This window comes from Kribbella steppae, assembly GCF_004342025.1.
GTDB lineage: Bacteria > Actinomycetota > Actinomycetes > Propionibacteriales > Kribbellaceae > Kribbella > Kribbella steppae.
Window position 1 is genome coordinate 68,228 of sequence record NZ_SLWN01000009.1, and the last position, 25,760, is coordinate 93,987.

30 protein-coding genes and 1 pseudogene are annotated in these 25,760 nt (G+C 68.8%); 10 read left to right on the plus strand and 21 right to left on the minus strand.

Features of this window, described 5'->3' with window-relative positions; translation table 11 throughout:
* Nucleotides 1–57: 57 nt before the first annotated feature.
* From ftsR to clsA, 7 genes are all read right to left on the minus strand, one after another.
* Nucleotides 58–741 (minus strand): transcriptional regulator FtsR, encoded by a 684-nt coding sequence (ftsR, locus tag EV652_RS25975; RefSeq protein WP_132211854.1) that lies wholly within the window; start codon nucleotides 739–741, stop codon nucleotides 58–60.
* Nucleotides 728–1,252, minus strand: coding sequence for a zinc-ribbon and FHA domain-containing protein (locus EV652_RS25980; RefSeq protein ID WP_132211855.1), 525 nt, complete (start codon nucleotides 1,250–1,252; stop codon nucleotides 728–730). The genes ftsR and EV652_RS25980 overlap by 14 nt, the downstream gene beginning before the upstream one ends.
* Nucleotides 1,253–1,408: 156 nt before the next feature.
* The gene (gene gcvH, locus EV652_RS25985) at nucleotides 1,409–1,792 is read right to left on the minus strand and encodes a glycine cleavage system protein GcvH (RefSeq protein WP_132211856.1); all 384 of its coding nucleotides are present in this window, start codon (nucleotides 1,790–1,792) and stop codon (nucleotides 1,409–1,411) included.
* A 47-nt stretch (nucleotides 1,793–1,839) separates the two neighbouring features.
* A complete protein-coding gene (locus EV652_RS25990; RefSeq protein WP_132211857.1) occupies nucleotides 1,840–2,727 on the minus strand; it encodes a DUF881 domain-containing protein in 888 nt (295 codons plus the stop codon).
* 1 nt (nucleotide 2,728) lies between these two features.
* Entirely contained in the window at nucleotides 2,729–3,061 is a 333-nt protein-coding gene (locus tag EV652_RS25995) for a small basic family protein (protein WP_132211858.1), read from the minus strand.
* Nucleotides 3,058–3,906: a DUF881 domain-containing protein gene (locus EV652_RS26000; protein ID WP_242002007.1), complete on the minus strand. Its 849-nt coding sequence runs from the start codon at nucleotides 3,904–3,906 to the stop codon at nucleotides 3,058–3,060. Before EV652_RS26000 ends, EV652_RS25995 begins: the two co-directional genes overlap by 4 nt.
* A 4-nt stretch (nucleotides 3,907–3,910) precedes the next feature.
* A complete protein-coding gene (gene clsA / locus EV652_RS26005) occupies nucleotides 3,911–4,507 on the minus strand; it encodes a cardiolipin synthase ClsA (protein WP_132211859.1) in 597 nt (198 codons plus the stop codon).
* 218 nt (nucleotides 4,508–4,725) lie between these two features.
* Between clsA and EV652_RS26010 the strand changes: the two genes are divergently transcribed.
* Nucleotides 4,726–5,094 (plus strand): YciI family protein, encoded by a 369-nt coding sequence (locus EV652_RS26010; protein WP_132211860.1) that lies wholly within the window; start codon nucleotides 4,726–4,728, stop codon nucleotides 5,092–5,094.
* Entirely contained in the window at nucleotides 5,094–6,275 is a 1,182-nt protein-coding gene (locus EV652_RS26015; RefSeq protein ID WP_132211861.1) for an RNA polymerase sigma factor, read from the plus strand. The genes EV652_RS26010 and EV652_RS26015 overlap by 1 nt, the downstream gene beginning before the upstream one ends.
* A 31-nt stretch (nucleotides 6,276–6,306) precedes the next feature.
* Here the strand turns inward: EV652_RS26015 and EV652_RS26020 are convergent, their stop codons facing one another.
* Nucleotides 6,307–6,843: a hypothetical protein gene (locus EV652_RS26020; RefSeq protein ID WP_132211862.1), complete on the minus strand. Its 537-nt coding sequence runs from the start codon at nucleotides 6,841–6,843 to the stop codon at nucleotides 6,307–6,309.
* Between the two features lie 104 nt (nucleotides 6,844–6,947).
* Complete coding sequence (locus EV652_RS26025; protein ID WP_132211863.1) at nucleotides 6,948–7,331, minus strand: VOC family protein; 384 nt, start codon at nucleotides 7,329–7,331, stop codon at nucleotides 6,948–6,950.
* Between the two features lie 28 nt (nucleotides 7,332–7,359).
* Here EV652_RS26025 and EV652_RS26030 point away from each other — a divergent pair, with 28 nt between their 5' ends.
* The 4 genes from EV652_RS26030 (at nucleotide 7,360) to EV652_RS26045 (ending at nucleotide 10,359) form a co-directional block, all read left to right on the plus strand.
* Nucleotides 7,360–8,262: an alpha/beta hydrolase gene (locus EV652_RS26030; protein ID WP_132211864.1), complete on the plus strand. Its 903-nt coding sequence runs from the start codon at nucleotides 7,360–7,362 to the stop codon at nucleotides 8,260–8,262.
* A gap of 31 nt (nucleotides 8,263–8,293) precedes the next feature.
* On the plus strand, nucleotides 8,294–8,920 hold the full coding sequence (locus EV652_RS26035; RefSeq protein ID WP_132211865.1) for a GNAT family N-acetyltransferase: 627 nt from the start codon (nucleotides 8,294–8,296) through the stop codon (nucleotides 8,918–8,920).
* A 78-nt stretch (nucleotides 8,921–8,998) separates the two neighbouring features.
* Nucleotides 8,999–9,496: a SigE family RNA polymerase sigma factor gene (locus tag EV652_RS26040; protein ID WP_132211866.1), complete on the plus strand. Its 498-nt coding sequence runs from the start codon at nucleotides 8,999–9,001 to the stop codon at nucleotides 9,494–9,496.
* Nucleotides 9,493–10,359 (plus strand): PASTA domain-containing protein, encoded by an 867-nt coding sequence (locus EV652_RS26045; protein WP_132211867.1) that lies wholly within the window; start codon nucleotides 9,493–9,495, stop codon nucleotides 10,357–10,359. Before EV652_RS26040 ends, EV652_RS26045 begins: the two co-directional genes overlap by 4 nt.
* 19 nt (nucleotides 10,360–10,378) lie before the next feature.
* Here EV652_RS26045 and EV652_RS26050 read toward each other — a convergent pair whose 3' ends face one another.
* The 4 genes from EV652_RS26050 to imuA' all read right to left on the minus strand — a co-directional run bounded on the left by EV652_RS26050 (nucleotide 10,379) and on the right by imuA' (nucleotide 16,940).
* Nucleotides 10,379–11,173 carry a DinB family protein gene (locus EV652_RS26050; protein WP_242002008.1) on the minus strand — a complete coding sequence of 265 codons (795 nt, stop codon included), beginning with the start codon at nucleotides 11,171–11,173 and terminating at the stop codon, nucleotides 10,379–10,381.
* 466 nt (nucleotides 11,174–11,639) lie between these two features.
* Complete coding sequence (locus EV652_RS26055; RefSeq protein ID WP_132211868.1) at nucleotides 11,640–13,706, minus strand: hypothetical protein; 2,067 nt, start codon at nucleotides 13,704–13,706, stop codon at nucleotides 11,640–11,642.
* A 577-nt stretch (nucleotides 13,707–14,283) separates the two neighbouring features.
* On the minus strand, nucleotides 14,284–15,882 hold the full coding sequence (locus EV652_RS26060; RefSeq protein WP_242002009.1) for a DNA polymerase Y family protein: 1,599 nt from the start codon (nucleotides 15,880–15,882) through the stop codon (nucleotides 14,284–14,286).
* A gap of 26 nt (nucleotides 15,883–15,908) precedes the next feature.
* Entirely contained in the window at nucleotides 15,909–16,940 is a 1,032-nt protein-coding gene (imuA', locus tag EV652_RS26065; protein ID WP_242002010.1) for a DnaE2-dependent mutagenesis accessory factor ImuA', read from the minus strand.
* Nucleotides 16,941–17,014: 74 nt separating this feature from the next.
* Between imuA' and EV652_RS26070 the strand changes: the two genes are divergently transcribed.
* The 4 genes and pseudogenes from EV652_RS26070 to EV652_RS45435 all read left to right on the plus strand — a co-directional run bounded on the left by EV652_RS26070 (nucleotide 17,015) and on the right by EV652_RS45435 (nucleotide 18,775).
* Entirely contained in the window at nucleotides 17,015–17,554 is a 540-nt protein-coding gene (locus tag EV652_RS26070) for a hypothetical protein (protein ID WP_132211869.1), read from the plus strand.
* Between the two features lie 21 nt (nucleotides 17,555–17,575).
* Complete coding sequence (locus EV652_RS26075; RefSeq protein WP_132211870.1) at nucleotides 17,576–18,040, plus strand: PPOX class F420-dependent oxidoreductase; 465 nt, start codon at nucleotides 17,576–17,578, stop codon at nucleotides 18,038–18,040.
* Nucleotides 18,041–18,412: pseudogene (locus EV652_RS46220) on the plus strand (PIG-L deacetylase family protein); the annotation flags it as partial.
* Nucleotides 18,413–18,466: 54 nt separating this feature from the next.
* A complete protein-coding gene (locus EV652_RS45435) occupies nucleotides 18,467–18,775 on the plus strand; it encodes a hypothetical protein (protein WP_242002011.1) in 309 nt (102 codons plus the stop codon).
* Here the strand turns inward: EV652_RS45435 and EV652_RS26085 are convergent.
* From EV652_RS26085 to EV652_RS26120, 8 genes are all read right to left on the minus strand, one after another.
* A complete protein-coding gene (locus tag EV652_RS26085; protein ID WP_132211872.1) occupies nucleotides 18,738–19,430 on the minus strand; it encodes a GntR family transcriptional regulator in 693 nt (230 codons plus the stop codon). The two genes, EV652_RS45435 and EV652_RS26085, sit on opposite strands and share 38 nt — an antisense overlap.
* A gap of 152 nt (nucleotides 19,431–19,582) precedes the next feature.
* The gene (locus tag EV652_RS26090) at nucleotides 19,583–20,527 is read right to left on the minus strand and encodes an alcohol dehydrogenase catalytic domain-containing protein (RefSeq protein WP_132211873.1); all 945 of its coding nucleotides are present in this window, start codon (nucleotides 20,525–20,527) and stop codon (nucleotides 19,583–19,585) included.
* Between the two features lie 64 nt (nucleotides 20,528–20,591).
* Nucleotides 20,592–21,491: an amidohydrolase family protein gene (locus tag EV652_RS26095; protein ID WP_132211874.1), complete on the minus strand. Its 900-nt coding sequence runs from the start codon at nucleotides 21,489–21,491 to the stop codon at nucleotides 20,592–20,594.
* 1 nt (nucleotide 21,492) lies between these two features.
* Nucleotides 21,493–21,885: a cupin domain-containing protein gene (locus EV652_RS26100; protein WP_132211875.1), complete on the minus strand. Its 393-nt coding sequence runs from the start codon at nucleotides 21,883–21,885 to the stop codon at nucleotides 21,493–21,495.
* Nucleotides 21,882–23,456 carry an FAD-dependent monooxygenase gene (locus EV652_RS26105; RefSeq protein ID WP_132211876.1) on the minus strand — a complete coding sequence of 525 codons (1,575 nt, stop codon included), beginning with the start codon at nucleotides 23,454–23,456 and terminating at the stop codon, nucleotides 21,882–21,884. The genes EV652_RS26100 and EV652_RS26105 overlap by 4 nt, the downstream gene beginning before the upstream one ends.
* A 3-nt stretch (nucleotides 23,457–23,459) precedes the next feature.
* Nucleotides 23,460–24,194 carry an SDR family NAD(P)-dependent oxidoreductase gene (locus EV652_RS26110; protein WP_132211877.1) on the minus strand — a complete coding sequence of 245 codons (735 nt, stop codon included), beginning with the start codon at nucleotides 24,192–24,194 and terminating at the stop codon, nucleotides 23,460–23,462.
* Nucleotides 24,191–24,919, minus strand: a complete 729-nt coding sequence (locus EV652_RS26115; protein ID WP_132211878.1) for a GntR family transcriptional regulator — start codon at nucleotides 24,917–24,919, stop codon at nucleotides 24,191–24,193. Before EV652_RS26115 ends, EV652_RS26110 begins: the two co-directional genes overlap by 4 nt.
* Complete coding sequence (locus tag EV652_RS26120) at nucleotides 24,916–25,752, minus strand: fumarylacetoacetate hydrolase family protein (protein ID WP_132211879.1); 837 nt, start codon at nucleotides 25,750–25,752, stop codon at nucleotides 24,916–24,918. Before EV652_RS26120 ends, EV652_RS26115 begins: the two co-directional genes overlap by 4 nt.
* Nucleotides 25,753–25,760: the final 8 nt, after the last annotated feature.

Genomic DNA, 25,760 nt, shown 5'->3' on the forward strand with positions numbered 1-25,760 from the left:
CTACTCCGCGGGGCAGCCCCGGGCAGGCCCGCGGGTGCGCCGGTGGATAACTCAGGCTCAGCGTGGCAGGCGGGAGCGGACCAGGGCCGCGTGCAGGCGGACGGCCAGGGCGGCCAGTTCCTCGGTCTTCTCGGTACGGCGGGGGCCGGTGACCTGCTCGATCAGGCCGGCCTCGCGGTCGGCCGCCGTACGGAACGGGCGCAGGTGGCGCGGCTCGATCCCGTACCGGGCGAACTCACCGGCCAACGTGGCGACCAGGAGCGCGTCCCCGTCGTAGTGGTTGCCGCGGGCCACCACCAGCCCGTGGTTCTCCACCTGGTCCAGCAACTCGGCCGGGATGTCGGCCGCGGCCCGGAGCTCCTCCCGGGTCAGCCTCAGCTCGGTGCCATAGGCACCGAAGTCCTCGGCGACCGGCAGACCGGGTGGCTCCGGCAACGAACTCGGCGCCACCGGCGGACCGCCGGCCGACGGGCGCAGGCCGCGGTCCATCGCGGCGAGGTGTTCCTTGATGACCTTCAGCGGCAGGTACTGGTCGCGCTGCGCGGTCAGGACGTAACGCAGCCGCTCGACGTCGGCGGCGCTGAACTTGCGGTAGCCCGACGCGGTCCGGGCCGGCGCCACCAGCCCCTCGGCCTCGAGGAACCGGATCTTGGAGATGGTGACGTCGGCGAACTCGGCCTGCAGGAACTGCAGCACCTCACCGATGCCGCGGCCTTCGACCGACTGCTCAGGCCTGGCCACTGGCGTAGTACACCAGGCGGTACTTGCCGATCTGGACCTCGTCGCCGTTGTTCAGCTGGACCTCGTCGATCCGGTCGCGGTTCACGTAGGTGCCGTTCAGGCTGCCGACGTCGCGGACCTTGACGCCGTACGCGTCCCGGCGGAACTCCGCGTGCCGGCGGGACACGGTCACGTCGTCGAGGAAGATGTCGCTGTCCGGGTGGCGGCCGGCGGTGACCACGTCGACGTCGAGCAGGAAGCGGCTGCCCGCGTTCGGCCCGCGCTGGACGATCAGCAGGGCGGACCCGGCCGGCAGTGCGCCGACCGCGGCCTCGTCGTCGGCCGACAGCGGCTCACCGGTGCGCTCCGGCTCCGGCTCGACGCCGATCGGGGTGAGCATCGCGGTGTCGGTGACACCGGGGGTCGGCGGGGTTGCCGCCGGGCGGTCCGCGCCAGGGAGCATCGCTCCGCACTGCGAGCAGAACCGGCTGCCCTCGGAGTTCTCGTGCCCGCACTGGTTGCAGAACGGCATGCTGTGATCCTCCCGATCGCCGGCGGTCCGGCGACGTTTTTGATAGACCCCGTATGAACAAGTGTGGACTCAGAACCGCGGACCTCAACCCTCTACCAGCGGTTGAGGTCCGGCCAACCTATCAGTTCGGACCAGGCCGGCTCCGGGCGGTTCTGCTCAGGTCTGGTCGAGCTGGCCCTGGTAGGTCTCGGCGTCCATCAGCGCCTCGACCTCCTCGGGGTCCTCGACGTCGATGTCGAGCAGCCAGCCCTCGCCGTACGGGTCGGTGTTGACCAGGTCCGGCTGGTCGGCGAGCGCCTCGTTCACCGCGGTCACGGTGCCGTTGACCGGGGCGAACAGGTCGCTCACGCTCTTGGTCGACTCCAGCTCGCCGCAGGCGTCACCGGCCCGCACCTTGCTGCCGACCTCGGGCAGCTGCACGTAGACGATGTCGCCGAGCGCGTCCTGCGCGAAGTCGGTGATACCGACCCGCACCGGGGCCTCGCCGTCGGCCTTCACCCACTCGTGCTCGGCCGTGTACTTCAGGTCTTCGGGGTACACCTTCGTCCTCTTTCGCTCAAAGCACAGCTAGTTGGTCAGGCGCTGGGCTACTTGGTCGGGCTGGGCGCCGGGCGAGCGTAACGATGCTCCTCGGGCGCGTGCAAGGCGGTGATCTGGACCAGCGGGAGCTCGGTCACCTCGGCCGTCCCGCCCACCTGCGGGCCGGTCACCTCGCTGACCAGGCCGCCGGGGAAGTTGGCCGCCTCGGCCAGGTTGTGCGACTCACCGATCGCCTCGATCACGTACGGCGAGTTGACCTTCTGACCGTCGATCCGGATACCGGGTGCGTCGTCGACGAGGTCGGTACTGGCGACCACCCGGACCGAGCCGTTGATCTGGATCGCCTCGGCACCGGCGTCGCGCAGTTCCTCGATCGCGTCCAGCAGGTTGCTCGACGTCATCTTGCTGTCGGGGTCGTTCAGCGTGATCCGGACGCCCGGCCCCTGCGCGGGCAGCGTGCCGGCCAGGATGCCGAGCACCCGGACCTGCGCCTCGGCCTGCTCGCGGGCGGTCTGCGCCTTGTCCGCGCTGGACGACAGCGAGTTCTTCCGCTCCTCCAGCTCGGTGATCTCGCTCTCCAGCCGGCGGGTGTTCTGGCCCAGGCCGTCGAGGATCGCGATCAGGTCCTCGCGGCGGGCGTTCTGGTAGCCGTCGTCGGCCCGGTTCACCCGGACCTGGACGACCGCCATACACGCGACCAGCGCGAGCACGACCGCCACGATCGCCTGACCGCGGGACGGTTTGAACCCGGCCTTGAGCCGGCGCAGCGCCAGGTTCGGCGTGCGCGGCTTCTTCGGCTGCGGCATCGGCGTCGGCTCGTCCGGATGCGGCGCCTCGACCGGATCGGGCTTCGGATCGGGTGTCGGGCCGGCCTTCGAGTCGGGAGTCGGGTCGGGCTTCGGGTCGGGTGTCGGGTCGGGTTTGTCGTCGCTCATGTCAGGCCCTGAAGACGTGCCGTCGGATCGCGGCCATGTTGGTGAAGATGCGGATGCCCAGGACGACGACCACGCCGGTGGACAGCTGGGAGCCGACACCGAGCTGGTCGCCCAGGTAGACGATCAGTGCGGCGATCAGCACGTTGGAGATGAACGAGACGACGAACACCTTGTCGTCGAAGATTCCGTCCAGGAACGCCCGGAGGGCCCCGAACACCGCATCGAGGGCGGCGACGACGGCGATCGGAAGGTACGGCTGGGCCCACTCCGGGACGTCGGGCGCGACCAGCAGGCCGATCACGACACCGATCACCAGTCCGAGTACGGCGATCATCTCGGTCCACTCACCTTCGCGTAGCGCAACGCGATGGTCGCATCGGCGGGCACCAGCAAGGATTCCTCCGTCGTGATCGTCATCCGGACATCGAAGTTGCTGACCAGGTACTGCACCCACTGACCGCCCGAGCTCTGTGCGAACCGGGCCGGCATGGTCGCGTTGTCCCCGATCGCGAGCACTGTGTACGGCGGGTTGAGCGAGCTGTAGTCGACCGTGATCGCGCTGCCGGCGCCGCGGATCGCGGTCATCGAGGTGAGCCGGTGACCGTTCACCGAGATCGCCTCCGCGCCGGCCGTCCACAGTCCGTTGACCAGCTGTTGCAGGTCGACGTCGAGCAGGCGCCCTTCCTTGTCGGCGTCCTTCGCGTCGTCGACCACGGCCTTGATCCCTGGCCCGGCGACAGCGATCGCGCCGGTCTGCAGCTCCAGGGTGTCCAGCTGCTGCTGCAGCGCGGCACCCGAGCTGGTGTTGCTCAGTCCGCTGGCCTGCAACCGCCGTACCTCGTCCGCCAGCTGAGCCTGCCGGGTGCGCATGGTGCTCAGCCGGGTGTCGGCCTGGTTGATGCGGGTGATCAGCTCTTTGCGCTGCTTCTCCGCCTCGGGCGCGCTGCGGTAGTTCTGCGAGGCCGCGACGGCCAGCAGGAACCCGAGCACGAGGGTCGCGGCCACCAGCATCGCGCGGTGCCGGGTGCGGGCCGGCTTGTCCTGCTTCGGACGGGTGCGGGCGGCGACGGCGTACCCCTCGTCGAGCGGGTGGGCCATCAGGTTGTTCAGCAGCGACATGGAGGCGTCGACACGCCGCGGCTTGGGTGGGCCTTCCTTCGGTGGGGCTTGCTGAGTCACGGGTCTACCCGGCCGGGTCGTTGATCGGTTTCACCGTTTGGACGAGGTGGCGCAGCTGGACGAAGTACAGGACGCCGGCCCAGTAGTACAGCCCGGTCCCCCAGATCGCGAACGCCCAGCCGAACACCCGCGCGAGCAGGTTGAGAGTGCTGTCGCCGTCACCCAGCAGGAGCAGCGGGAACGCGTACAGCAAGCAGAACGTGGCCGACTTGCCGAGGAAGTGCACCGGCAGCGCGTTGAAGCCGCGGCGGTGCAGAGCGGGCAGGGTGAAGATCAGCAGCAGGTCGCGCAACGGCAGCGCGATCGCCAGCCACCACGGGATGATGTCGCGCAGCGCCAGGCCGATCACGGTGGCGAAGATGTAGAGCCGGTCCGCGACCGGGTCGAGCATCTGGCCGAGCCGGGTGGTCTGGTTCATCCGCCGGGCGATCTGCCCGTCGGCCCAGTCGGTGAACCCGGAGATGGCGAGCACCAGCAGCGCCCAACCGTCCTCCTCCGGACCGAGGATCAACCACAGGAACAGTGGCACCCCCAGCAACCGGAGGAAGCTGAGCGCGTTCGGGATCGTCAGTACCCGGTCGGACACTTCCAATTCCGGCACGCGACCCCTCCCTCTCTCACCCTGGATACCCGTCGTAACTGTACTTGGGCCCCTCGACAGGTTTACGCCCGGCCACTCCGGGGCAGCCCCAGCTTTCCCCTGATACCAGAACGCCCCCGCCCCGTTCCCGCTACGCCTGCTACGAACCAGTGACCCGATCGATATCCAAGGGTGATGCTTGCCCCCGGTTTACGCTGAACTGAACGGGAGGAGAGCTGGTGAAGTTCCTGGTGCTGATCTACGGCAACCCGGAGTCCCGCAAGGTCTGGGACTCGCTGAGCGACGAGCAGAAGCGGGAGGGGATGGCCGGCTACACCGCGTTGCACGAGGCACTCTCCGCGAGCGGCGAACTCGTGGCCTCGGAGTCACTCGACGACCCCGACGCCACGGTGCAGGTGCGGATCCGCGGCGACCAGGTGATGACCACCGACGGTCCGTTCGCCGAGGTGAAGGAGCAACTGGCCGGGTTCTACCTGCTCGACTGCGAGAGCATGGAGCGTGCGGTCGAGATCGTTCCGCAGATCCCGGAAGCGCCGTTCAGCATCGTCGAGATCCGCCCCGTCCGGGACCTCGGCGCCCTGATGTGATGGTCGAGGAGCTGCTGCGAGAGCTGGCTCCGCAGGTGCTCGGCCGGTTGGTCCGGCGGTACGGCGACTTCGACGCGTGCGAGGACGCCGTACAGGAGGCTATGCTGGCCGCATCGCAGCAGTGGCCGGCGGACGGCGTACCGGACAATCCGCGCAGCTGGCTGATCACAGTCGCGTCGCGCCGGCGGATCGAGGTACTGCGGAGTGAGGCGGCTCGGGTACGGCGGGAATCGGCGGTCGCATCGGAGCCCGTCCCGGAGCCGGCGCCGGTGGTCGACGATTCGCTCACCTTGCTGATGCTGTGCTGTCACCCGGCGCTGACGCCGCAGTCGCAGGTCGCGCTGACGCTGCGGGCGGTCGGCGGGCTGACCACCGGTGAGATCGCCCGGGGGTTTCTGGTGCCGGAGGCAACGATCGGGCAGCGGATCAGCCGGGCGAAGGCGAAGCTGCACGGTGCCCGGTTCGCGATGCCGCCCGCCGCGGAGCTGCCGTCGCGGCTGGCCGCCGTACTGCATGTGCTGTATCTGATCTTCAACGAGGGGTACACCGCGTCATCCGGATCGTCGCTGCACCGGGTCGAGCTGAGCACGGAGGCGATCCGGCTGACCCGGCAGTTGCGGTCGGAGTTGCCGGCCGAGGGTGAGGTCGCCGGGCTGCTGGCGTTGATGCTGCTGACGGACGCGCGACGGCCGGCCCGTACGACGGCCGACGGCGCGCTGGTGCCGTTGCCGGAGCAGGACCGGTCGTTGTGGGATGCCGAGGCGATTGCCGAGGGCACCGAGTTGATCGCCTCGACGTTGCGCACGGCACCGGTCGGGCCGTATCAGTTGCAGGCCGCGATCGCCGCCGTACACGACGAGGCCCGGCAGGCCGAGGCCACCGACTGGCGGCAGATCCTGATGCTGTACGAACTCCTCGAGTCGACCGCGCCCGGCCCGATGGTCACCCTCAACCGCATCGTCGCGGTCGCGATGGTCCATGGCCCTGCTCGCGGGCTCGCTCTCCTCGACGATGTGGATCCGGCCTTGAAGGACCATCACCGGCTGGCCGCCGTACGCGCGCATCTGCTGGAACTGTCCGGTGACCTTCCCGCTGCCCGCTCTGCCTACCAGCAGGCCGCGCGCCGTACCGACAGCGTGCCCGAACAGCGCTATCTGCAGTCCCGGGCTGACGCTCTCTAGCTCTCCCAGGTGGCTGCTCGCCGGCTGGAACCTACCGCTCGACGGAGACGGTGGGGGTGGCGGTGCGGCGGCGGTGGTAATCCCAGGTGACCAGGGCCAGGAGCGGAGGCCAGGCGATGAGGGGTACGTACCAGACCAGGACGTCGAAGTCCGGGACGTGACAGCCGGGCGGGAGGGGCTTCAGAGGGCCGTCGACGATGTGGAACTGCTGATTGAGCAGGAAGTAGGCGACGAGGAGGCCGACCAGGGCTGCGCCGGTCCCGGCGACTGCGGTCACGCCGCGGACAGGGACGACCCGCCCACCGACGACCGGTATCCAGCGCGGGAAGACTTCCCCCCACGGCCGCACGAGGCCGATCGTGAGGAGACCCAGGGCGAACGAGCCGAGCGACAGGAAGGTCAGGTAGATCTCGATACCGCCGCCTTGCATGCAAGCGTTGTCCTGTTGTCCGGCCCACGTGTCGATGACCAGGTGCGTTCGCCAAGCCGCCGACGGCAGGATGCACAGCGGCACCGCATATGCGGCGGCGGTGATCCACCATCGCGGTGCAGCTCGCTGGATGTTCACGCCCACTCCTTGTCTCTGTCGCTTCGACCGTAGACATCAGCGCATCGGCCCTGAATCACTCGCGAGAGCGAACTGCCTCCCTCGCCCGGGTGGTTGCGCGCTCGCTAGCTGTTCCAGGTGGTGGCGCGCTCGGCGAAGTACTCGGGTGTGCTGTGCACCGGGATGACGCACAGGAGGTGGCCGCCAGGTGCCCGGAGGGTGTGACAGCCCTGCCAGCTCGACACTTCGACCGCACCGAGTCCGACGAGCCGTGCGACCTCGGCGGCGACGTCGTCGGTCTCGATATCCAGGTGGTACCGGGGCTCGTCGTCCACCGACTGCACTGCCGTCACGTACCCAGGCACTGCGTTCTCGAGCCTGGTGAACTGCGGCTCCCCCGACGGGGTGGCCGTCTCCACGCCCAGTGCACTCGCCCAGAACTCAGTCGCCTTGCCGACCTCGTCCCGCCGTACGTCGATGAGGAAGGTGGACACCCTGCTCCTGTGCATGCCCCCAACCTAGCCAGACAATCATCCGGTGCAGAGTCCCGAGGCTGAGTACGACGCCCTGACCGACCGCGTCGCGTCCTTGTATGAACAGGGCGCCTACGGGCAGGCCCTGGCCGCCCTGGACCAGGCCGACGACGCGCTCCAACCCTGGTTGGCCGAACTGACCCACCTCCGCGCGTGCTTCCTCGCCGTACTCGGTCAGCCGGACCAGGCCCTGGCCGCACTCCAGTCCGCCGCCACCGCCGGCGCCTGGTGGGACGAATCGCTCCTGACCGAGGACGACGACCTGACCAGTCTGCAGAGCCTCCCGGGTTTCGCCGACCTGCTGTCGTTGTCCGGCGAGCGGCGCGCAGCTTCCGTCAGTGCCAGCGCCAAGCCGGTTGTTCTGCTGCCGAGCGGTGAGGTGCGGGGTGTGGTGGTTGCTCTGCATGGGGCGGGGCAGCGGGCTACGCATGCGGCCCGCGACTGGGCGAGCGCGACGTCGCTCGGCTATGCGCTGGTGTGTGTGGAGTCGTCGCAGCTCATGTCTCCGATGTACCGGACCTGGCCCGACCCGGAGCGCTCTCGTGACGACGTTGCCCGGGCACTCGCCCAGCTGCCGACAGAACTGGAGTCTGTAGAGGTCATTGCTGCCGGCTTCTCTGCAGGTGGTCGGGTAGCACTCGACTGGGCGCTCATTGCGCAACCACGGCCGGTCGCCGGCGTCGTCGTACTGGCTCCTGCTCTTCGTCAACTGCCTTCGGAGGCGTCGGGTGCGCTGGAGCCGGCGGTGGTGTTGATGGGGACGGACGACGAGCTGCGCGAGGTCGTGGAGGAGGCCGGCGAGCAACTGCGCGGCCTCGGCGTCTCGGTGGAGTGGCTGCCTGGGGTGGGCCATGAGTTCCCGGCGGACTTTGCTGATCTCCTCTCGCGGGTGCTGTTCCGGAAGTAGACCGTCCGGAACTGGAGCTAGCCTGCCGGTCATGAGCAGGCTGAAAGCGATGACGCCGATCGAGGCGGAGCAGTTGACCGTCGTACCCGCGAACGAGGCGTCATGGGCGGACCTCCAGGCGATCTTCGGGATCGCCGACGCGGGGCATTGCCAATGCCAGCGGTTCAAGATCCGCGGCTGGATCTGGCGCGACTCCACCCAGGACGAGCGGACCGCGATGCTCCAGGACCAGACCGTGTGCGGCGACCCCGACTCGCCGTCGACGAGCGGCTTGGTCGGGTACGTCGACGGCGAACCGGCCGGGTGGGTCGCGGTCGAGCCACGGACGGCGTACCCGAAACTCCGCACCTCCCGCATCCCGTGGACCGACCGCTCCGAGGACAAGGACGACGACAGCGTCTGGTCGGTCACCTGCATGGTCGTACGCAAGGGCTACCGCGGCCGCGGCCTCACCTATCTACTGGCGCGCGCGACCATCGACCACGCCCGCACCCGCGGCGCCCGCGCGCTCGAGGCCTATCCGATGGTCACCCAGGCGGGCAAGCAGATCACCTGGGGCGAACTCCACGTCGGCCCGCACCAGGCCTTCGAAGAAGCCGGCTTCAAGGAGATCACCCGGCCGACCGTTCGCCGCACCGTCATGCGCATCGACTTCTGACCTCTCCGGCCCTCCTCGGAACCTCGGCCCGGTGCCAGCGTGTCTATACGGTGAGGGCGACGGGGAGATCGGGTGGGCATGAGCAGGGACGACTTCAGCGAGTACGTGGCGGCGCGCTGGCCCAGTCTGGTGCGCTCCGCGGTGCTCCTGGGGTGCACGCACGCCGAAGCTCAGGACCTCGTCCAGACCGCTCTGGAACGGTGCCTGATGAAGTGGGGCAAAGTGCAGGCGGCCGATGACCGGGATGCCTACGTTCACCGAGTTCTGATCAACATCTTCCTCTCCGGGCGACGCCGCCGCTGGACAAGTGAGAAGCCGACGGCCACTCTCCCCGAACAGGCCGGCAGCGACCACACGACCAGCATCGACGACGCCGACGCCGTCATGCGTGCCCTCGACCGACTGCCCAGCGACCAACGCACCGCGGTGGTACTGCGGTACTACGCCCACCTGAGCGAACAGCAGATGGCCTCGGTGCTGGACGTTGCCGCAGGCACCGTGAAGAGCCGCCTGTCCAGAGCCGTGAAGACGCTGGCCCAGGACCCAGACCTGGCAGAACTGCGGGGATCCCGATGATCGAAACCAAGCTGACCGAACTCCTCGAACGCGCCGGGGAACGGACCGACGTCGGGCCGGCCCCGATCGAGCTGATGCACGCGCGCGTCACCCGGCGCCGTCGCCGTCGCACTGTCGCGGTCTCCGTAGCTGCTGCGGTCGCGGTGGTGGCTGCGGTCGGCGGAACCGCATTGCTTGTGAGGCCTGGCGCGAGTCCTGAGGTCTCCCCTCCGCCGGTCGCGTCCGCCAGCCCGGGCGTCGTATCCGCGGACATGCGTCTGGTCGGGCTCGGGCACGCGGCCATCGCCGTACCCAAGGCTTGGGGTACGAATCAGACGCATTGCCTGACTCCGTACCGGGACACGGCCATCCTCAGGCGGGACCCCCACTTGTGTGCGACGCCCCGTCCCTTGGGGGTCGAGAGTGTGGATGTTGGGCGCGGCAGGCCGACGATCTTCGACCTCACCGCCGACGAAATCATCGAGATCGACGGAGTGCGCGCCGAACGCCGGCACACGACCTGCGTCTCGGGGAACGTCTACCAGGTCAGGACGTGCTCGGGCGGGGTCCGCATTCCGTCGCTGGATGTCTGGTTCTGGGCGGAGTCGTCCACGAACGCCGAGGAGGTCGACCGCATCCTCGAGCGGATCCGGATCGTTCCCGATCAGGTCGGCGTACCGGATCTCTACTCGTTGGGAACGAACGGGCAGGGACCGACCGGCGAGGCGTATGCGGCCGTACTCCGCAAGCTGGGCCTGAAATCTACGATCCGAACCATCAAGTCCCCCAGCTACACTCCCGGCCAACTCATGGCCGTCTCCCCCGTCGCCGGCACGATGCTCCCCGTCGGCGCCACCGTCATCCTTACCGTCGTCGCCCCCTGACTCGCGGCGCGGGCCGTTCTCAGTGGGATTCCAGGATGGTCAGGTCGCGGTTGGCGAAGCGGTAGTGCTCGCATTCCTCGTCCATCAGGACGCCGAGGCATTCGGCGACCGGGCGTTCTTCCTCTGGATAGCCGGGCGCTGGCGGTCGCAGGCAGAGCCGTCCGAGCTCGGCGTCGGTCAGACCATCGAGTACGCCGTGCACCACCGCCACCCGATCCGCGCGCGCTTCGAGCACTTCGGCGTACGACGGCTTGGCGTCGAGCTCCATGCCGAGCGCCGTGGCATCCGCGGGAGCGTAGGCGGTCTGCGGCAGCGCGAGTGGGTGGAACGGCCTCTCCTCGTCGAGGATCGTGCGGCTCACCCAGGAGTCGGTGATGTAGACGAGGTGGCGCAGCGTCTCGACGTACGACCACTCGTCGGCGACCCGCTCGTGGCGGACGGACTCGGGCAGCCGCTCGGCGCGGGCGGTCAGCTCGGACCACAGCCGCTCGATCGTGGTCCACAGCGCGCGGAAGTCGTCCGCGTTCCGCACGTTCCGCAGTTGCACCCGCTCGGGATGCCGGCGGTCGAGCTCGGCCTCGACGTACTCGGTGACGTCGATCCCATTGACGACCAGGTTGCTGACATACCCCGAGATGTCGACGTCGATCAGACACCCGTCGACGATCTTCGCCTGGCTCAGATCACAGTCGACGAACCGCGTACCCCGCAGATCCCCGACCATGAAGGTCGCCCCACGAAACCTGTCATTCGCACCATCGTCGTGATACCCGGCCGACCACCGATGCGGCCCAAACTGCGCTTCGTCATCCACCCCGCCATTCTCACCCAGCCCACCGACAGTTCCCCTCACCTCGGCACAGGCGGTTGGGCGGCCGCGCGCCACGCCCACCCGGCTCGACCCCAGCTCCCCCAACTGCTCCCACCCTCTCACCCAGCCAAACCACCCACCCACACGTCGCTCGACCCAGCTCCCACCGCCAACAGCTGACTGCGCCCTCCCACCCCCGACTGGTGTCTCAGTTCCACTGCGGCTCACCATCAAGGCTCAGCCCCCGGCGTAGTCGCGGAGATGTTGCACCACGGCCTTGCCCGGGTGAGGTCTATGTCATCGCGGTACAGCGCGGAGATCGCACCAGTGGCAGGAAGAGTCACCGCTTCGACCTCTGCTGTGGACTCACCTTGCCGGTCCACCGGAGTGCCTGCCTCGCCTGGGATGAGTCCATCGTCCGTCGCCTCACCGGTACAGATGTCAACGGCGCCGGCCCGGCGTTGACCGTTCATGCGTCTCGGTTTGGTTGTGGAGCACGGTGGGTGCCGGTGGGGTCGACGTGGAAGGCGAACCCGTTGGGGGTGAGCCACTCCAGCGTCCTGGGATCGAGGCGGCGCACCTTCCGACCGTGGGTCTTCACCCTGTGCGGGAAACGGCGCAGGGGTGCCAGGTTTGCCGGGGTGGTTTGGCCGGGTGGACCGAGGGGGTCGTAGGGCTCGATGTGGTCCAGATCCATCGCGGCGTGGGTTTCGCGAGTGCCGTACGGGAACAGTTCCACCGGGTGGGTCAGCTTGACGCGTTCGCGGATCCGGTCGGGGATCTCGTAGGCATCGACACTGACCGCGTCATTGAGGTCGATGACCGGCTTCACCACGTACGGCCCGTGGCCGACGAGCTCGCTCAGCTGTGATGCGAGCAGTGGGCCGAGGTCTTCGACCCGGAGGACGCCGGTGCCGGTGGCCAGGGTGTGGTCGGTGAGGTGTACGTAGATCTCGGTCTGCCCAGCGCGCAGCCTGCCGCCCGATCGCGGGTTGGTGTGCGCGTCGTGCCTGATCTGGGCAAGCCGTGCATCGAGCGCGCGGCGCGCCTCGGCATCGAGGGCCTCGCCGTCGTCGTCGTGGTCGAGCCGCAGGCCGGGGTCGAACGGCTCGACCGGGTCCTTGAACGGGGTGTCGAGCGGGTCGGGGAGATCGCTGTGGCTGGGGTGCGGGGCGTCGCGGTCGGCTTCGTCGTCCAGGCCAGGTTCTGCCCAGTCCTCCAGCAGACCCTCGTCAACCGAGTAGGCACCGTGGTCCGCGCCTCCTCGTGCACGCCGACCGCACTCAGCACCACCCGGCTCGGCTGTTGACGCCTTGTGGCGAGCAGAAGCCGGGTCGGCGGTCGACAGATCACCGCGGTCGGACACCCGGCAAGAGGCTGGCGCACTGGAGCGGTCGGCGCTCGATGAGGTCCCGCGCTCGGTGGCCGCGTCGGCCGTTGGACCAACGCCTCGACGGGCCGCGTGGGCTGTCCGGGCGGTGGTCGAGGCCGTGCTCGGGGCGGTGTTCTGGTCCGTGGTCGTGCCGGCAGTGGAGGCGGAGCCTTGATCGGTGGCCGGATCGGCGGTCGGAGCGGTGCTCTGCTCCTTGTCCATGCCCGCACCTGGGCCGGTGTCTCGACCGGCGACCGTAGGGGCTGCTCGCCTGGCGCCGTCATCGGTGGTTGCTTCGGCGGCTGTGTCGGTCGTTTGGGTGCCGCCGCTGCCTGTGTCTGCTGGCGGTCCGGGAGGGGCCGGCCGGGCGTTCAGGAGCTTGTGGGCTTGGTGGAGGAGCTCTTCGGTGTAGCGGGGGTCGGCGATGATGCCGACCGCGTCCGCGCGACGGGACTGCAGCGGGTTGGTGTCGCCAAGAACCTTCAACGCTTCGGCGATGCTGCCGATGCGGGCGTTGAACCGGATCGCGTCGCCGGTGCCGGTGCGGATGTGGATCCTTTTGGTGCCGTGTTCGTCGGAGCGGGCCAGGTAGACGCCGCGTTCGCGGGCCTTCTCGGCGGCCTTCTTGCGGGCGGCGTCGGGGTCGGCGTGGTTCTTGGCGGCGTCGACGATCTTGTCCAGCCGGATCGGGGTGAGCGAATCGACCACCCGGCAGACTCGCCGGTCGACGGACCGGGCGGCGTCTTCGGACAGGTCGAGGCAGGCGGTGGCGATCTTGCGCGCCTTCCACGGGGTCGCCTGCCCGGCCTGGACGCGGGCCCAGGTGAGCGGGAGGCGGTGGCGCAGTGCGAGTGCTTGGCCGATGAAGTCGGCGGCCGCACCGGCCGAGATGCCGAGCATGACGCCGAACTCGGCCGGGGCGAATTCGGCGATCTCGGGGCAGCCGTCGCCGCCCAGGACGATGGCGCGTTCGCGGCCGTCGCTGGTGGAGCGGCCGGGGCGGTGTTCGGGGCGGGTGGGGCTGGTGTCGGGGTGGTGGCGGTCGGCGTAGGTCTGGGCGTGTTCGAGGAGTCGGGTGTCGAGGCGGTTGGCCTCGGCGCGGTGTTCGGCGGCCGACTCCAGCAGGTCGGGCGTCGACAGCGTCGTCAGATCTCCTTCGAACATGTGTTTGATTCTACGCCATCTAGAGCGGCGATCCAAACCCACAGAAACCCCAAAGTCCTTATTCACAAGGGGAAACGTCACACTCCCGGCCGCGCGAGGAGCGGGTATACATCAGCGCCCAAACTCCGCGGTGGTGATGGCGGTCGCGGTCCGCGGCGGCAACCCGCGGTCGCCAGGGTCCCCGGGGTCCCGGGGTCCCGGGGTCCCGGGGTCGCCGGGGTCCCGTATTCCACACCGACCAGGCAGCGCAGGTGAATGCACCGCCGGAATTTTCCAGGGCGCCTGCACGGGCGCCTGCACCCGACTCGGCATCCCCCAAAAGACGGCAACGAGCCAGAACAATGCCCAGGCAGCATGAGTGACCTATGGTTTCCCGCACACCGAGCTGAGCTCGTCCTCGGCGGCGTCAAGGCCAGCCCTCCGGGTAACCTCGGCCAGCCTTGCCCCCAAGCCGCGCAGGAAGGCGACCCGGGCCGCAATCCGGCGAGCCCCGTCAGGCAGCCAGCGAGAAGCCCGCAGGAAGCCGGCATCCGAAAGTGGCCTCAGGGGATTGCTGTCGCCCGCACGTGGAGTCCTGTTAGTCGTAGGTGGCTTCGGCTTGCCAGGTGGTTTGGTGGAGAGTGAAGAGCCAGGCTCGGGTGTCGGCGGTGGTGAATTGGAAGCGGGCTCGGCGGGAATCGGGGCGTGGATCCCACCAGCGTTCGTCGACGAGCCAGGGGCCTGCCCAGGCGGTGATGGGGTGGAGCTTGTTGCTGTCGGCAACTCCAGGGTCGGCAACTCCAGGGTCGGCTACTCCAGGGTCGGGGGCGAGGCGGAAGGCGGTGGGGGTGCCGGAGAGGGCGCCGCGGGCGCTGACGGAGACCTGGCTGCCGTCCTCGGCGAGGACCTGGGCGGGCAGCGGCGTGGGGAAGATGGTGGTGGGCGCGAGCGTGGGCCAGCGCGGGTCGGCGGAGCTGATCGAGCCCGGCCACGGCTGATCCACCGGATGGGCCGGCACCGGGCGGTCGCCCCACGGGATCAGGGTCTGCCGCTCGGCGGACCCGCGACCGCCGCCGATCACCACCGACGCGACGGCACCATGACCGAGCATGCTCTGGACTCGCGACAGCGCCCGGTGGATCCGCTCGTCCGGCCCACCTCCCCACAGCCCTTCGACATGCGCACCGACCGGGTCGACCTGTTCAGGAATGAGTCGGAGCCGTACGACGGGGGACGTCAGCTCGCTGGTCGCCGTACCACTCCCCTGTAGCTGCCAGCGGACCCGATCCACTACGTCGGCGGCGGTGAACCAGCGTGGATGCAACCACTCCCGCTCGTGGATCCGGCCGGACTCGGTACCGGCCTCGACCCGCAGCGTCGTACAGACCAGGCCGAGCTCGGTCAGCCGGGCGATCAGTTCGTCGGCGACCGACCGGACCGCGAAGGCGACCTGGTCGACCCGGTCCACCGCCGGCTCGAAGTCGAGGATGCGGATGAGCTCCGGCGGCACCTCGCGGCCGACCACCGAACGTTCGTCGTACCCGCAGGCCAGCCGGTGCGCGAACGCGCCGTCGGGACCGAACCGGGTCAGCACCTCGGTGGGAGACAACTGCGCGAACGCACCCAGCGACCGCAGCCCGAGCCGGCGGAGTAGGTCGGCGAGTGTCGGCTGCTCGAGCGTGTCGACACTGAAAGGCGCCAGGAACTCCGCGGACTCCCCCGGCGGGACCACCAGGATCCGTGTCTGTGCCGGACTCGACCGGGCCGCCTGCTCGGCGGCGAACGGGCCATCGGCGACCCCCACCCGGCCCCCCGGTACGTCGAACGTCTCGAGCCGGTCGAGGAGCTTCTCCGCCGCCGCGGGCTCGCTGCCGTAGAACCGGGTCGGACCGCGCGCCTTCAACGCGCACATGCCCGGTCGGATCACCTGGATGCCGGGGATGAGCGCCTCCAGGCAGCCGATCACCGGGTCGAACGCGCGGGCGTCAATCACCGGGTCGTACTTCAGAACGACGAGCTCCGGGCACCGCGACTGCGCGTCCCGGGCGCGCAGACCGCGGCGCACCCCTCCGGCCCGGGCGGCGGCGGAGGTGGCGAGCACCTTGCCCTTCTCCAGAATGGCGATGGGCTCGTCCGGGGAGCGTCCGGCCGCCACCGCAGCCGCTGTCACCGGCCAGTCGGGCACCCAGACCACCATCGTGCGAGTCAGTCCGCGACCACCCATCAGCCCACCGCCTCGTCCTGCCAATGCGGCTCGCCGAGTGGACCAACCGAGCCGTGTGGATCAACCGAGCCGTGTGGATCAACCGAGCGGACCTGATCAGCCGATTCGACCGAGCGGATGGTGCCGTCCGGTCCGGGGAGCCAGAGCTGGTGCTTGCGTTGGCGTACGGCGGCGCGCCGGCCCGTCACCACGACCGTCGCCTGTCTGGCGGCAAGCATGCCTTCGCCGGACCCCAAACCGGTCCAGGTGTTGCTCTCCACCTCCAGGCGCGCCTCGCTCCCCGGCCAGGAGCCGACCGCGATCAGCACCGCACCCCGAGTCCGCAGGCGCGCGGCGAGCCGGGACGCCTCCCCCGGTGTCACCTCACCCGGCGGACGGACGACCACCACGGTCAGAGCATCGACCAGTGCGGCGACGACGTTGAGCCAGTCGTGCTCCGGATCCGGCACCAGGACCAGGCGTTCCAGGTCCACCCCGAGCCCACGCGCCGCCTCCGCTCCGAACGACGGCAGCCCGACCACCCCGCACCACGCACCCTCCGCGGACGGACCGGCCATCATCGCCATCACCAACGCGGACGAACCGCGCACGGAGTACGCCGACCCGCCGCGCAGCCCGGCGCCGGCCAGCAACTCGGAGACCGCCGGCAGAGTGGGCAGCACCCGATCCACACTCGCGGTATCCAACGCCTGCTGCACCCGCACCTCGGTGGTCCGCGGCGCCGGCACCAGCCGTCTCAGCTCCGCAGGCCCTGCTGTCACCACAGAGCCGAGCTCCCCCGAGTCTGCGGTGAGGCTCAGATGGGCGGGATCGAGGTCAGCGGTGGAGTGGTCGGCGAGGGTGATGCGGGCTGAGGGGGTCAGGCGGCGTACGGCAGGGTCGCTGCCGTACGTGGAGTCGGCGGCTTCCTCCAGGTCGCGGAGGCGGGCGGCCTTCTGCGCCTTGGCTCGGGCGAGCAACATCCGCGCCTGGTCCAGCGTCGTGACCGCCGGCCCCGATCGCGCTCGATCTACTGCGGATGTCCCCGTCATGAATCCATGTTCGAACACCTGTTCGAACATGTCAATGCGGTCGTCACAGCCCGCCGGAAGACTAAAGTCACCGCATGCGACGGGTCGATCATCCACGGCTGATCGCCGCGCTCCGCCAGGTCGAGGACAGTATCGACGAGGCCTGGTGGCGGTTCTGCGCCGAGTCCGGGATCACAGCCGGTACGGCGGACGAGCGCGAGCTGGCCGAGGTCGTCCTGCAGGACACCTCCGAGTTCGACTGGCGGATCGTGGACGGCGCGCTCAAGCAGCTGACCTGCCCCGACTGTGGCTCCGGCCTCGGCGCCGGACCGATCGGTTGTGCGAGCTGTGACCAGGCCAACGGCTTCCGGTTCGCCGCCCGCGAGACCGACCGCCCCGACGTACCACCGGGCAACGAGCACGCCATCCGGGTCTCCTCCGCCGTGGCCCGGACCAGGCACAGGTACTCACCACGAGCCCGTGCCGGCTACGAGCTCTACCTTCCCGACCTGCTCGAAGGCGCACTCCCGACGACCCCACAGGCACAGCGCACGAAGGCTCTCATCAACCAGCTCACCGACGACCAGCTGGAGCAGCTCCTCACCCCAGCCGACCTGCAACCGAAGCGCGTCTGACGGACTGCATAGGGTGGAGTCATGCCGAGGACTATTGCCACCAACACCAAGGTCGGGGTCGACAAGCTGCTGGAGTTCGTGCGGCCCCGTCACCACATGCTGCTGATCACCACTCGCGCGGACGGTACGCCGCAGGCGTCGCCGGTGTCGGGTGGTGTCGACAACGAGGGCCGCATCGTCATCTCGTCGTACCCGGAGCGAGCCAAGAGCACCAACGTGGAGCGGGACCCGCGGACGAGTGTCGTAGTGCTGTCGGACGACTGGAACGGCCCGTGGGTCCAGGTGGACGGCACTGGCGAAGTGATCCAGCTGCCGGACGCAGTGGAGCCACTGGTCGACTACTACCGCTCCATCTCCGGCGAGCACCCTGACTGGGACGAGTACCGCGAGGCCATGCGCACCCAGGGCAAGTGCCTGATCCGCATCACCCCGGAGCGCTGGGGTCCGGTCGCGACAGGTGGCTTCCCAGCCCGCCTGGCCGACTGAATGCGCACAGCGCTCGTAGTACAAGCGCACCCGGACGACGAGGTGTTCGCCACCGGTGCTGCTACCGCATTGCTGAGTGATGCGGGGTGGAACGTAGTCATGCGGGTTGCCACGCAAGGGATCGGCGACGCAGCAGACAAGCTCCAAGCGTCCTGCGACTTGCTAGGCATCGACGAGTGGGACTGGCTGAGCACAAAGGACCGTTGGATCGACGACGGCGGCTCAGCTGGTCCAAACACTCTGGCGAGTGCTGAGCTCAGTGAGGTCGCTCATGAGGTCGAGAGGGCCATCAGCGAAGTCAGACCGCAACTGGTGCTAACCGTCGGCAGAGACGGACTCACCGGTCACCCGGACCACATAGCCATCTCAAAAGCCGTGCAACAGCAGCCGTGTCACGCGTTGGGAGCACGGCTGCGAGCGCAAGACGTGCAGGCAGGCCACCAACACCTTCAGCAACTGCTGCCGGGCGAGCAGGTCGGCTCAGGCCTCGTCACCGGATGTACGACGCCGCTGCTAGAGCTCACCGGCACACCAGAGATCGCCGTACGACGCCGGAAGGCCTTGGACCAGTACTACGACGGTCTCGGTACGACGGACATCCCAGAGCTGGTCACGACGTACGGCAGACGCGGCGACTCCCTACTGCTTCGGGCAGTCTTCGACGCGGCCGGCTGGCACTGCGATCGCTTCGAGGTTCTCAGCTCTTCTGGTAGCGACGCTCCATCGTTTCCGTGATGCGCTGCATCGCACCCTCGAGGTGTTCGCGCAGCGCGGCTTCCGCACCGGCTTCGTCGTGCGCAACACAGGCGTCGAGGATGGCCTGGTGCTCACGCCGCGTCTGCTCGATCCGCGCCTTGGTCTGGCGGGAGCCGAAGCGGTAGCGCTCACTGTTCTGCCACACGGGCTCGATCGCGCGCGGCAGCCAGCGCGACCCGCCGGACCGGTAGATCGCGAAGTGAAACTCGGTGTGCGCCTGCCGGGAGGCGATGTTGTCGCCGGCCTTCGAAAGCCGGACGTGCTCGGCCAACGCGGCCCTGGCCAAGGTGGCGTCCGATTCGGAGAAGCGCGTCGCCGCGGCCCGTACGGCGAGGGACTCCAGTGCCAGCCGGGTCTGGTGTGTGTCGCGCAGGTCTTCCATCGACAACTCGCGCACCCACGCACCCTTGTGCGGCACGATCTCGACCAGCCCGAGCGCCTGCATCCGCCGCAGCCCTTCGCGGATCGGCATCTGGCTCATGTCCAGCCGCTTGGCGAGCTCCTCCAGCCGCAGCGCCGTACCACTCGGGAGTTCACCGGACAGGATGAGTTCGTGCAGTTCGGCCGCAGCCTCCTCGGCGAGAGTACGACGGCCGGTCGGTCCCCCGGGCGTGAGCTCGAGTCGTCGGGTCATAGGGTGCGGGCTGCCTCTCTCCTCCACTGCACAACTCTGGGAGGTAACCGTAGCGGGCAGCAGGTGATCTGGGGCACTTCGACAACAGATTGCCTAGTGGAGACTTGCGCAACACCGATTGGTCTAGTCCAGCAGTCCAAACAGGCAAGTCGCTAGAACGCCGTCAGATCAAGGAGAACCCGGCGATCGGCTGCGCTGCGATCAAGTGCGTCACCGACTCGATCGGCAGGCAACACGTCGACGGGCGGGCTCAGCTGCGCAGGTGCCACGTCAGCCAGCGCCTGGCTGACTGCACCGGGCTCGATGACGGTTCGCTGCACGTTCACCGGCAGTATCCGCAGGTCCCGCCCGATCAACTGATGCAGGTCGATGGTGGTGAATTCACCAGCCTTGTAACCCAGTACGGCGACCCGCCCGCCCGGAGTGATGTGTCCCAGCACCCCACTGGTCACCGGACCGCCCACAGTGTCGATCGCCGCGTCACACCACGGCAGCTCACGTCCGATCTGGCCCAACTCATCCACCCGCACGATCTGGTCGACCAACGGGGCCACCACGTCCACGGACTCGCCGAGCCGCGCCAGCCCGATCACCTTCGCCGCACCGGCCGATCGTGCGACTGCGGCGGACAGACAACCGACCAGGCTGGTGATCCCGGTGATCACGACAGTCTCACCTTCCAGTACGCCGGCAACCCGTCGTACTGCGGTGTGGGCCGTGAGAGCAGGTGTCAGCAGCGCCAGGGCGGCAGCAGGATCCAGTCCGGCCGGCAGACGATGTACGGCGGCGTCCGGCACGACGGCGTACCGACCCCAGAGGCCGGGCCTGGTCACACCGACTCCTTCGCCCCGGATCACCACCGGAGTCCCGGCTTCGAGGACCGATGAAGCGACCACGACGCCGACGCCCTCGGATCCCAGGACGAAGGGTTGCGTGGGCTGTTTGCCGGTGAGCACCGACCTGTCGGCCTGAGTGACCGCGGCCAGCCGCATCTCGACCAGCGTCTCGTCCGGTCCGGCAACCACCTCGAGCTCCTCGGCCTTCACCTGCTGACCTGGCCCGTGACAGCGCAGCACCGCCCCCGTGCGCGACTTCATCTCTCCACCCCGTTCATCCACATTTGATATCTGATCACATGCAAGTCCTGACAAAAACCCCGTCTCACGGCGCGACGACCTCCTTCGCCAGCGGCGCGGTCAGCTCACCGGCCGCCACCGCCCGCGCGGAGGACACCGAATCGCTGCCCATCGGGAACGGCCAGTCGCTGCCGGCCAGCACCCGATCGGCCCCGAAGGTCGAGCCGAGCAACTCCAGTACGGCGTCGTCGTGCACCAGATCGTCGACGTAGAACCGGCGCAACGCGTCCGCCACCGGCAACGACGGCGGTTCGATCCCCGGCCGGGCCGTGTCGATCCCCCGCTGCCACCGGCCGGCCAACGCCGCCGTCACACCACCCCCATGGCACAGGCAGAACCGGATCCCCGGAAACCGCCCCGGCACATCCGCGAAGACGAGGCTGGCCGCGGCCAGCCCGGTCTCGTACGGATTGCCCAACAGATTCGTCAAGTAGAACGACTCAAGCCGCTTGTCGTCACTGTGACCCGGGTGGATCAGCGTGAAGGCCTCAACCGCGTGCAGCACCTGCCACACCGCGTCCAGCCCTTCGTAGCTCGGCGTACCAAGAGCATAGCCACTGAAGACGCCCTCACCAGCAAGAGATGCCGCAACCGCCGGTGCCTCCGGGTCGAGCAGTGGTAGCTGGCCCAGCACGCGTAGCTGAGGTGTCGCGAGCTCACGTAGCCCCTGGTTCACCAGCTCGGCCCACTCGACACCAGCGTCGTACCGGAACAGTGCGGGCGGTACGGACACCACAGCACCGTCCAACTCCTGCTCCGCAACCCAATGCAGCAGCGCGGCCGGGTCCGCCAGGCGCCGCAAAGGCAGCCGCTGTCCGTCCACGACCAGCGAGCCGCTGTCGACGGACAGCCCGAACTCACCCTTGTGCGCCGCGGACAGCACAGTGGGTGGGATCAGGTGGGTGTGGACGTCCCAACCGGCCATGTCAGCGGGCGTCCTCGTCGTTGTCGTAGAAGGACGGCCGCTCCGGGTAGTGCGGCCCGTCGTACACCTCCAGCAGCACAGAGGTCTCCTGAGCGAGCGTCGGCCCGTGCACGACTCCCTTGGGGTTCCAGTAGAAGCTGCCCTTGGTCAGCGTCGTCCCGGTCGGCAGGTACACGTACCGCCCGGACAGGCAGAACATGAACTGGTTCGACGCGTGCTTGTGTTCCGACGGGATCCCAGAGCCCTTCTCGAACCGCACCAGCGCTATCGATGCCTCGGTCTCCGGGTCACGCCACAGCATCTTGTGGGACAGCCCGGCCAACGACTTGTCCACCCACTCCAGGTCTTCCGTCTGCAGCAGTACCTCGCGCAACGGCTCGTCAAAGCCGGTCATGGGGCCTCCCGGGGTACAGGCCGACCGGTGATCCCGGTGTACAGCTCCTCAGCCACACCAGCTCGCAGCGGAGCGACAGCGGCGATGTGCCCGTCGGGCCGAACCAGTACGACGCTCTCCGGCGGTACGCCGTACCTGTTCGTGGCAACGCTCCCCGGGTCGAACAGGGCGCGGTCACGCAGACCGGAGTCGTGCGGCGCGTCCCACCGGGATACGGCGTAGTGCTGCAACGCAGGTGAGTCGTTGACCGGGATGTCCGGCCTCCGTCGTACGTCGGTGAAGTACAGCGCAACGAACGACTGCCGGCACAGCTCGTGGATGGTCACCCGGCCGGAGGGACCCTGCAGCTGAAGGTCCGGCGCCCGGTCACCAGCTCGTACGGTCGGTGGTTCGGCAGTCGTGGCCACCATCGACCAGTCCCCTTCGCCGTCCACGTCCAACCGCACGCTCAGGAGGGTCCGTGTGTACGCCGTCGCCCAGTCACTGCCCGACGCCGTCACGGAACCGCGTTGGTGGGACATATACTTGCGAGCCGCCTCGGCCATCTCACCGGACCCGTTCACCGCCACCGGCCGCTGCTCCTGCTCGTAACCGTCCAGGAGCGTCTCGTCCGCCCAGCCTCGCAGTACCCAGGCCAGCCGCCACGGCAGGTTGGACGCGTCCAGCGCACCCGTGTTCAGACCCAACGCCCACATCGGTGTGATCAGGTGGGCCGCGTCGCCCATCAGGAACACTTTGCGGTCCACCGACCACTGGTCCGCGACCCGGTGGTGCACGTTGTAGACGACCGAGCCGAGCAGCTCGATCCGGTCCACCTCGCCGATGAACTGCTTCACCTTCACCAGCAGGTCCTCGTCCCCCGGCGGCTCGGCACCCGGGCCGAGCGGGAACAGGAACCGCCAGTTGTCCGGCTGCCGGATCAGCACCATCCACTCGGACCGGTCCGCGAAGTACGCCAGGTACGGGTAGTCGCGCGCGTTGTCGACGTCCAGGTCGACCACGACGTCGATCAGCATGTACCGCTCCGGCAGGGTCTCCCCCACGACGGTCACGCCGAGCGCATCCCGCACCTTGCTTCGGCCGCCGTCACACGCGAGCAGGTGCGACGCCTCGATCTCAAGCGGCCCATCCGGCGTCTCCACCTGCAGCACAACCCGGTCGTCCTGTACGTCGAACGACTGCAGCCGATGCCGGGTCAGCACCGGCTGGTTCAGGGCGGCCGCGAGGATCGGCTCCATCTTCTGCTGGGGCAGGTTGATCACGAACGGGAACTGCGTGTCGTTGACCAGTTCGGCCAGTCGCACCGAGGCCCGCGGCGTGTTGGTGGCCCTGTCGATGTCACCGATCTCGTCGATCCGCAGTCCGGCGGCCAGGATCTCGTCCACCGCGCCGTACCGGTTCCAGATCTCCAGTGTCCGGCTCAGCGTCGTACCGGCCTTGGTATCCGAGGACAGGACGGCGTCCTCCTCGAGCAGCACGTACGGTACGCCGTAGTGCTCCAGGCCGAGTGCCGTCGTCAGGCCGATCGGCCCGGCACCCACTACGGCGACGGGCAGCTGGTCAGCAGTCACTCATCACTCCGTAAAGGTCTTCAGCTTCGCGAACGCACGCTCACGGGTCAGCACTGACCCGGTCATCGCGGCCGCATCGGACAGCAGATACAGCAACGGACCGACCACGTCCTCGGGGTCTCCGACACCAATGGTGTTCTGCCAGTGCTCCCGGTCCGCACCGGCGTTCGCTCCTCGGAACTGCTCGGTGTCGATCACGCCCGGCGCGGCCACGTTCACGCGCACCCGGTGCTCGGCAACTTCGGCGGCAAGTGACTTGGCGAAGGCGATCAGCGCAGCCTTGCTGGACGCGTACGCCGCCGCACCGGCGTACCCGGTGACAGCCATGCCCGACGTGAACACGACCACCGATCCGGACCGCCGCGACACCATGTGCGGTACGACGGCCTGGCACGCCCACACCACACCGTCGAGATTCACCTGCAGCGTCCGGGTCCACTCGGCCGGATCCATCTCCAGCACCGACGACCGCGGCTGCACAGCAGCTCCGGCGACCAGTCCGTCGATCCGCCCGTAGCGCTCGACGACAGCCGCCACAGCCGCCTCGACAGCGACCCGATCCGCCACGTCCACCTCGACGAAGTCGACCTCGGCAGCCGCGTCCAAGGGCTTCACCACGTCGAAGATCACCGCAGTACCACCGCAAGCCGTCACGGCCTGCGCCAGCGCCGCTCCGATGCCCTGCGCGCCGCCTGTGATCACCACGACCTCACCGGTCGCGTCGAAGCTCACCTTCATGACGTCTCCTTCTGCTTCGACGGGCCGTGCTGATCCCCCTCGGCCCGCCTCGTCATGGTCTCGGTGATCCGCTGGAACGCGCCGGCCAAGTGGTTGCGCAGGGCCCGCTCAGCCGCGTCCGGGTCGCGCGCCACACACGCGTCCAGGATGGCCTGGTGCTCCGCACGGTTCCGCTCGATCAGGAACGCGGTGGGCCGGCTGCCGAACCTGTACCGCTCACTGTTCTGCCACACCGGCTCGATGGCCCGGGCGAGCCACTGCGACCCACCGGCCCGGTAGATGGCGAAGTGGAAGTCCGCATGCGCCTGCCGAGCACCCACCGAGTCCTCGGCCCGCGACAACCGCAGGTGTTCGGCCAGTGCAGCCGCTGCCGTCTGCAGGTCCTCGTCGCTGAACTGCTCCGCAGCAGCCCGTACGGCGAGGCTCTCAAGGGCGAGCCTGGTCTCGTGCGTGTCCCGCAGGTCGTCCAGCGACAGATCCCGGACCCAGGCACCCCGGTGCGGGATGATCTCGACCAGTCCGAGAGCCTCCAGCCTGCGGAGCCCTTCCCGGATCGGCATCTGGCTCATCTCCAGCCGACTCGCCAGCTCGACCAGGCGCAACGGCGTACCGCTGGGCAACTCTCCAGACAGGATGAGCTGGTGCAACTCGGCGGCAGCGTGTTCGGCGAGCGTACGACGCCCTCCCCGGCCACCACCTGGCAGCAGCTCCAACGGCCCGCTCATGCCCGAGCCACCCGGTTGCGGAGTTCACCGATCTTGTCGGCCCGGGTGACGACCACATCACCCTCCTGCAGGAACACCTGCGGCTCCCGGGCGTTGCCGATGCCGGCCGGCGTACCGGTGAGCAGCAGGTCGCCAGGGCGCAGTGTCATGCCGAAGGAGAGCTCACTGATGAGAGTGGCGACGTCGTAGGCCATCTGCTTGGTAGAGGCGTCCTGCCGTACCTCACCGTTGACCAGGCACTGCAATCGCACGTCCTGCGGATCACCCAGCTCGTCAGCGGTCACGATCCACGGACCGAGCGGCATGGTGTTGTCGATGCTCTTGCCCTTCAGCCACTGCCCACCGTGCGCCCGCTGCAGGTCCCGCTGCGACACGTCGTTGGCCAAGGTGTAGCCCCAGACATGGTCCAACGCCTCATCGACGGGGATGTTGCGACCGGCCTTGCCGATCACCAGCGCCAGCTCCGCCTCGTAGTCCCACTTGGCCGAGATCGCCGGGTCCCAGGCGATATCGTCGTACGGGCCGATCACCACGTCCGGGCCCTTGGTGAAGAACGTCGGGTGCTCCGGCCGGTCGACGTCCTGGCCCTCGCGCTTGCCTCGGCTCTCCTCGAAATGGTCCCAGTAGTTCCACCCGGTGCACAGGATGTCCCGCCGGAACCGCCGCAGCGGCGGACGCAGAATCCCTTCGCTGTAAGGAACCCTCTCGTCGCCAACGGCAACGTCACCAGAGATCACCGATGTCAGGTCAGGTGCCGACAGCAACAGAACGGAATCCCCGTCGAGCACGCCCGGCCGCTCGCGGCCGGCGTGCTCCACCATCACGTACCGCATCTCAGGTC

What these genes read in the sequence shown, in the direction of transcription:
- EV652_RS26060 (WP_242002009.1), bottom strand. Translation starts at nt 15,882, where the DNA reads ATGGTGGTCTGGGTGCCCGACTGGCCGGTGACAGCGGCTGCGGTGGCG.
- EV652_RS26115 (WP_132211878.1), bottom strand. Translation starts at nt 24,919, where the DNA reads ATGAGCGGGCCGTTGGAGCTGCTGCCAGGTGGTGGCCGGGGAGGGCGT.
- EV652_RS26055 (WP_132211868.1), bottom strand. Translation starts at nt 13,706, where the DNA reads ATGTTCGAAGGAGATCTGACGACGCTGTCGACGCCCGACCTGCTGGAG.
- EV652_RS26095 (WP_132211874.1), bottom strand. Translation starts at nt 21,491, where the DNA reads ATGGCCGGTTGGGACGTCCACACCCACCTGATCCCACCCACTGTGCTG.
- EV652_RS26120 (WP_132211879.1), bottom strand. Translation starts at nt 25,752, where the DNA reads ATGCGGTACGTGATGGTGGAGCACGCCGGCCGCGAGCGGCCGGGCGTG.
- EV652_RS26070 (WP_132211869.1), top strand. Translation starts at nt 17,015, where the DNA reads ATGCGACGGGTCGATCATCCACGGCTGATCGCCGCGCTCCGCCAGGTC.
- EV652_RS26045 (WP_132211867.1), top strand. Translation starts at nt 9,493, where the DNA reads ATGATCGAAACCAAGCTGACCGAACTCCTCGAACGCGCCGGGGAACGG.
- EV652_RS26040 (WP_132211866.1), top strand. Translation starts at nt 8,999, where the DNA reads ATGAGCAGGGACGACTTCAGCGAGTACGTGGCGGCGCGCTGGCCCAGT.
- EV652_RS26035 (WP_132211865.1), top strand. Translation starts at nt 8,294, where the DNA reads ATGAGCAGGCTGAAAGCGATGACGCCGATCGAGGCGGAGCAGTTGACC.
- EV652_RS26100 (WP_132211875.1), bottom strand. Translation starts at nt 21,885, where the DNA reads ATGACCGGCTTTGACGAGCCGTTGCGCGAGGTACTGCTGCAGACGGAA.
- EV652_RS26075 (WP_132211870.1), top strand. Translation starts at nt 17,576, where the DNA reads ATGCCGAGGACTATTGCCACCAACACCAAGGTCGGGGTCGACAAGCTG.
- EV652_RS26025 (WP_132211863.1), bottom strand. Translation starts at nt 7,331, where the DNA reads ATGCACAGGAGCAGGGTGTCCACCTTCCTCATCGACGTACGGCGGGAC.
- EV652_RS25980 (WP_132211855.1), bottom strand. Translation starts at nt 1,252, where the DNA reads ATGCCGTTCTGCAACCAGTGCGGGCACGAGAACTCCGAGGGCAGCCGG.
- EV652_RS26015 (WP_132211861.1), top strand. Translation starts at nt 5,094, where the DNA reads ATGGTCGAGGAGCTGCTGCGAGAGCTGGCTCCGCAGGTGCTCGGCCGG.
- EV652_RS26085 (WP_132211872.1), bottom strand. Translation starts at nt 19,430, where the DNA reads ATGACCCGACGACTCGAGCTCACGCCCGGGGGACCGACCGGCCGTCGT.
- imuA' (WP_242002010.1), bottom strand. Translation starts at nt 16,940, where the DNA reads ATGACGGGGACATCCGCAGTAGATCGAGCGCGATCGGGGCCGGCGGTC.
- EV652_RS26090 (WP_132211873.1), bottom strand. Translation starts at nt 20,527, where the DNA reads ATGAAGTCGCGCACGGGGGCGGTGCTGCGCTGTCACGGGCCAGGTCAG.
- EV652_RS26110 (WP_132211877.1), bottom strand. Translation starts at nt 24,194, where the DNA reads ATGAAGGTGAGCTTCGACGCGACCGGTGAGGTCGTGGTGATCACAGGC.
- EV652_RS25995 (WP_132211858.1), bottom strand. Translation starts at nt 3,061, where the DNA reads ATGATCGCCGTACTCGGACTGGTGATCGGTGTCGTGATCGGCCTGCTG.
- EV652_RS25990 (WP_132211857.1), bottom strand. Translation starts at nt 2,727, where the DNA reads ATGAGCGACGACAAACCCGACCCGACACCCGACCCGAAGCCCGACCCG.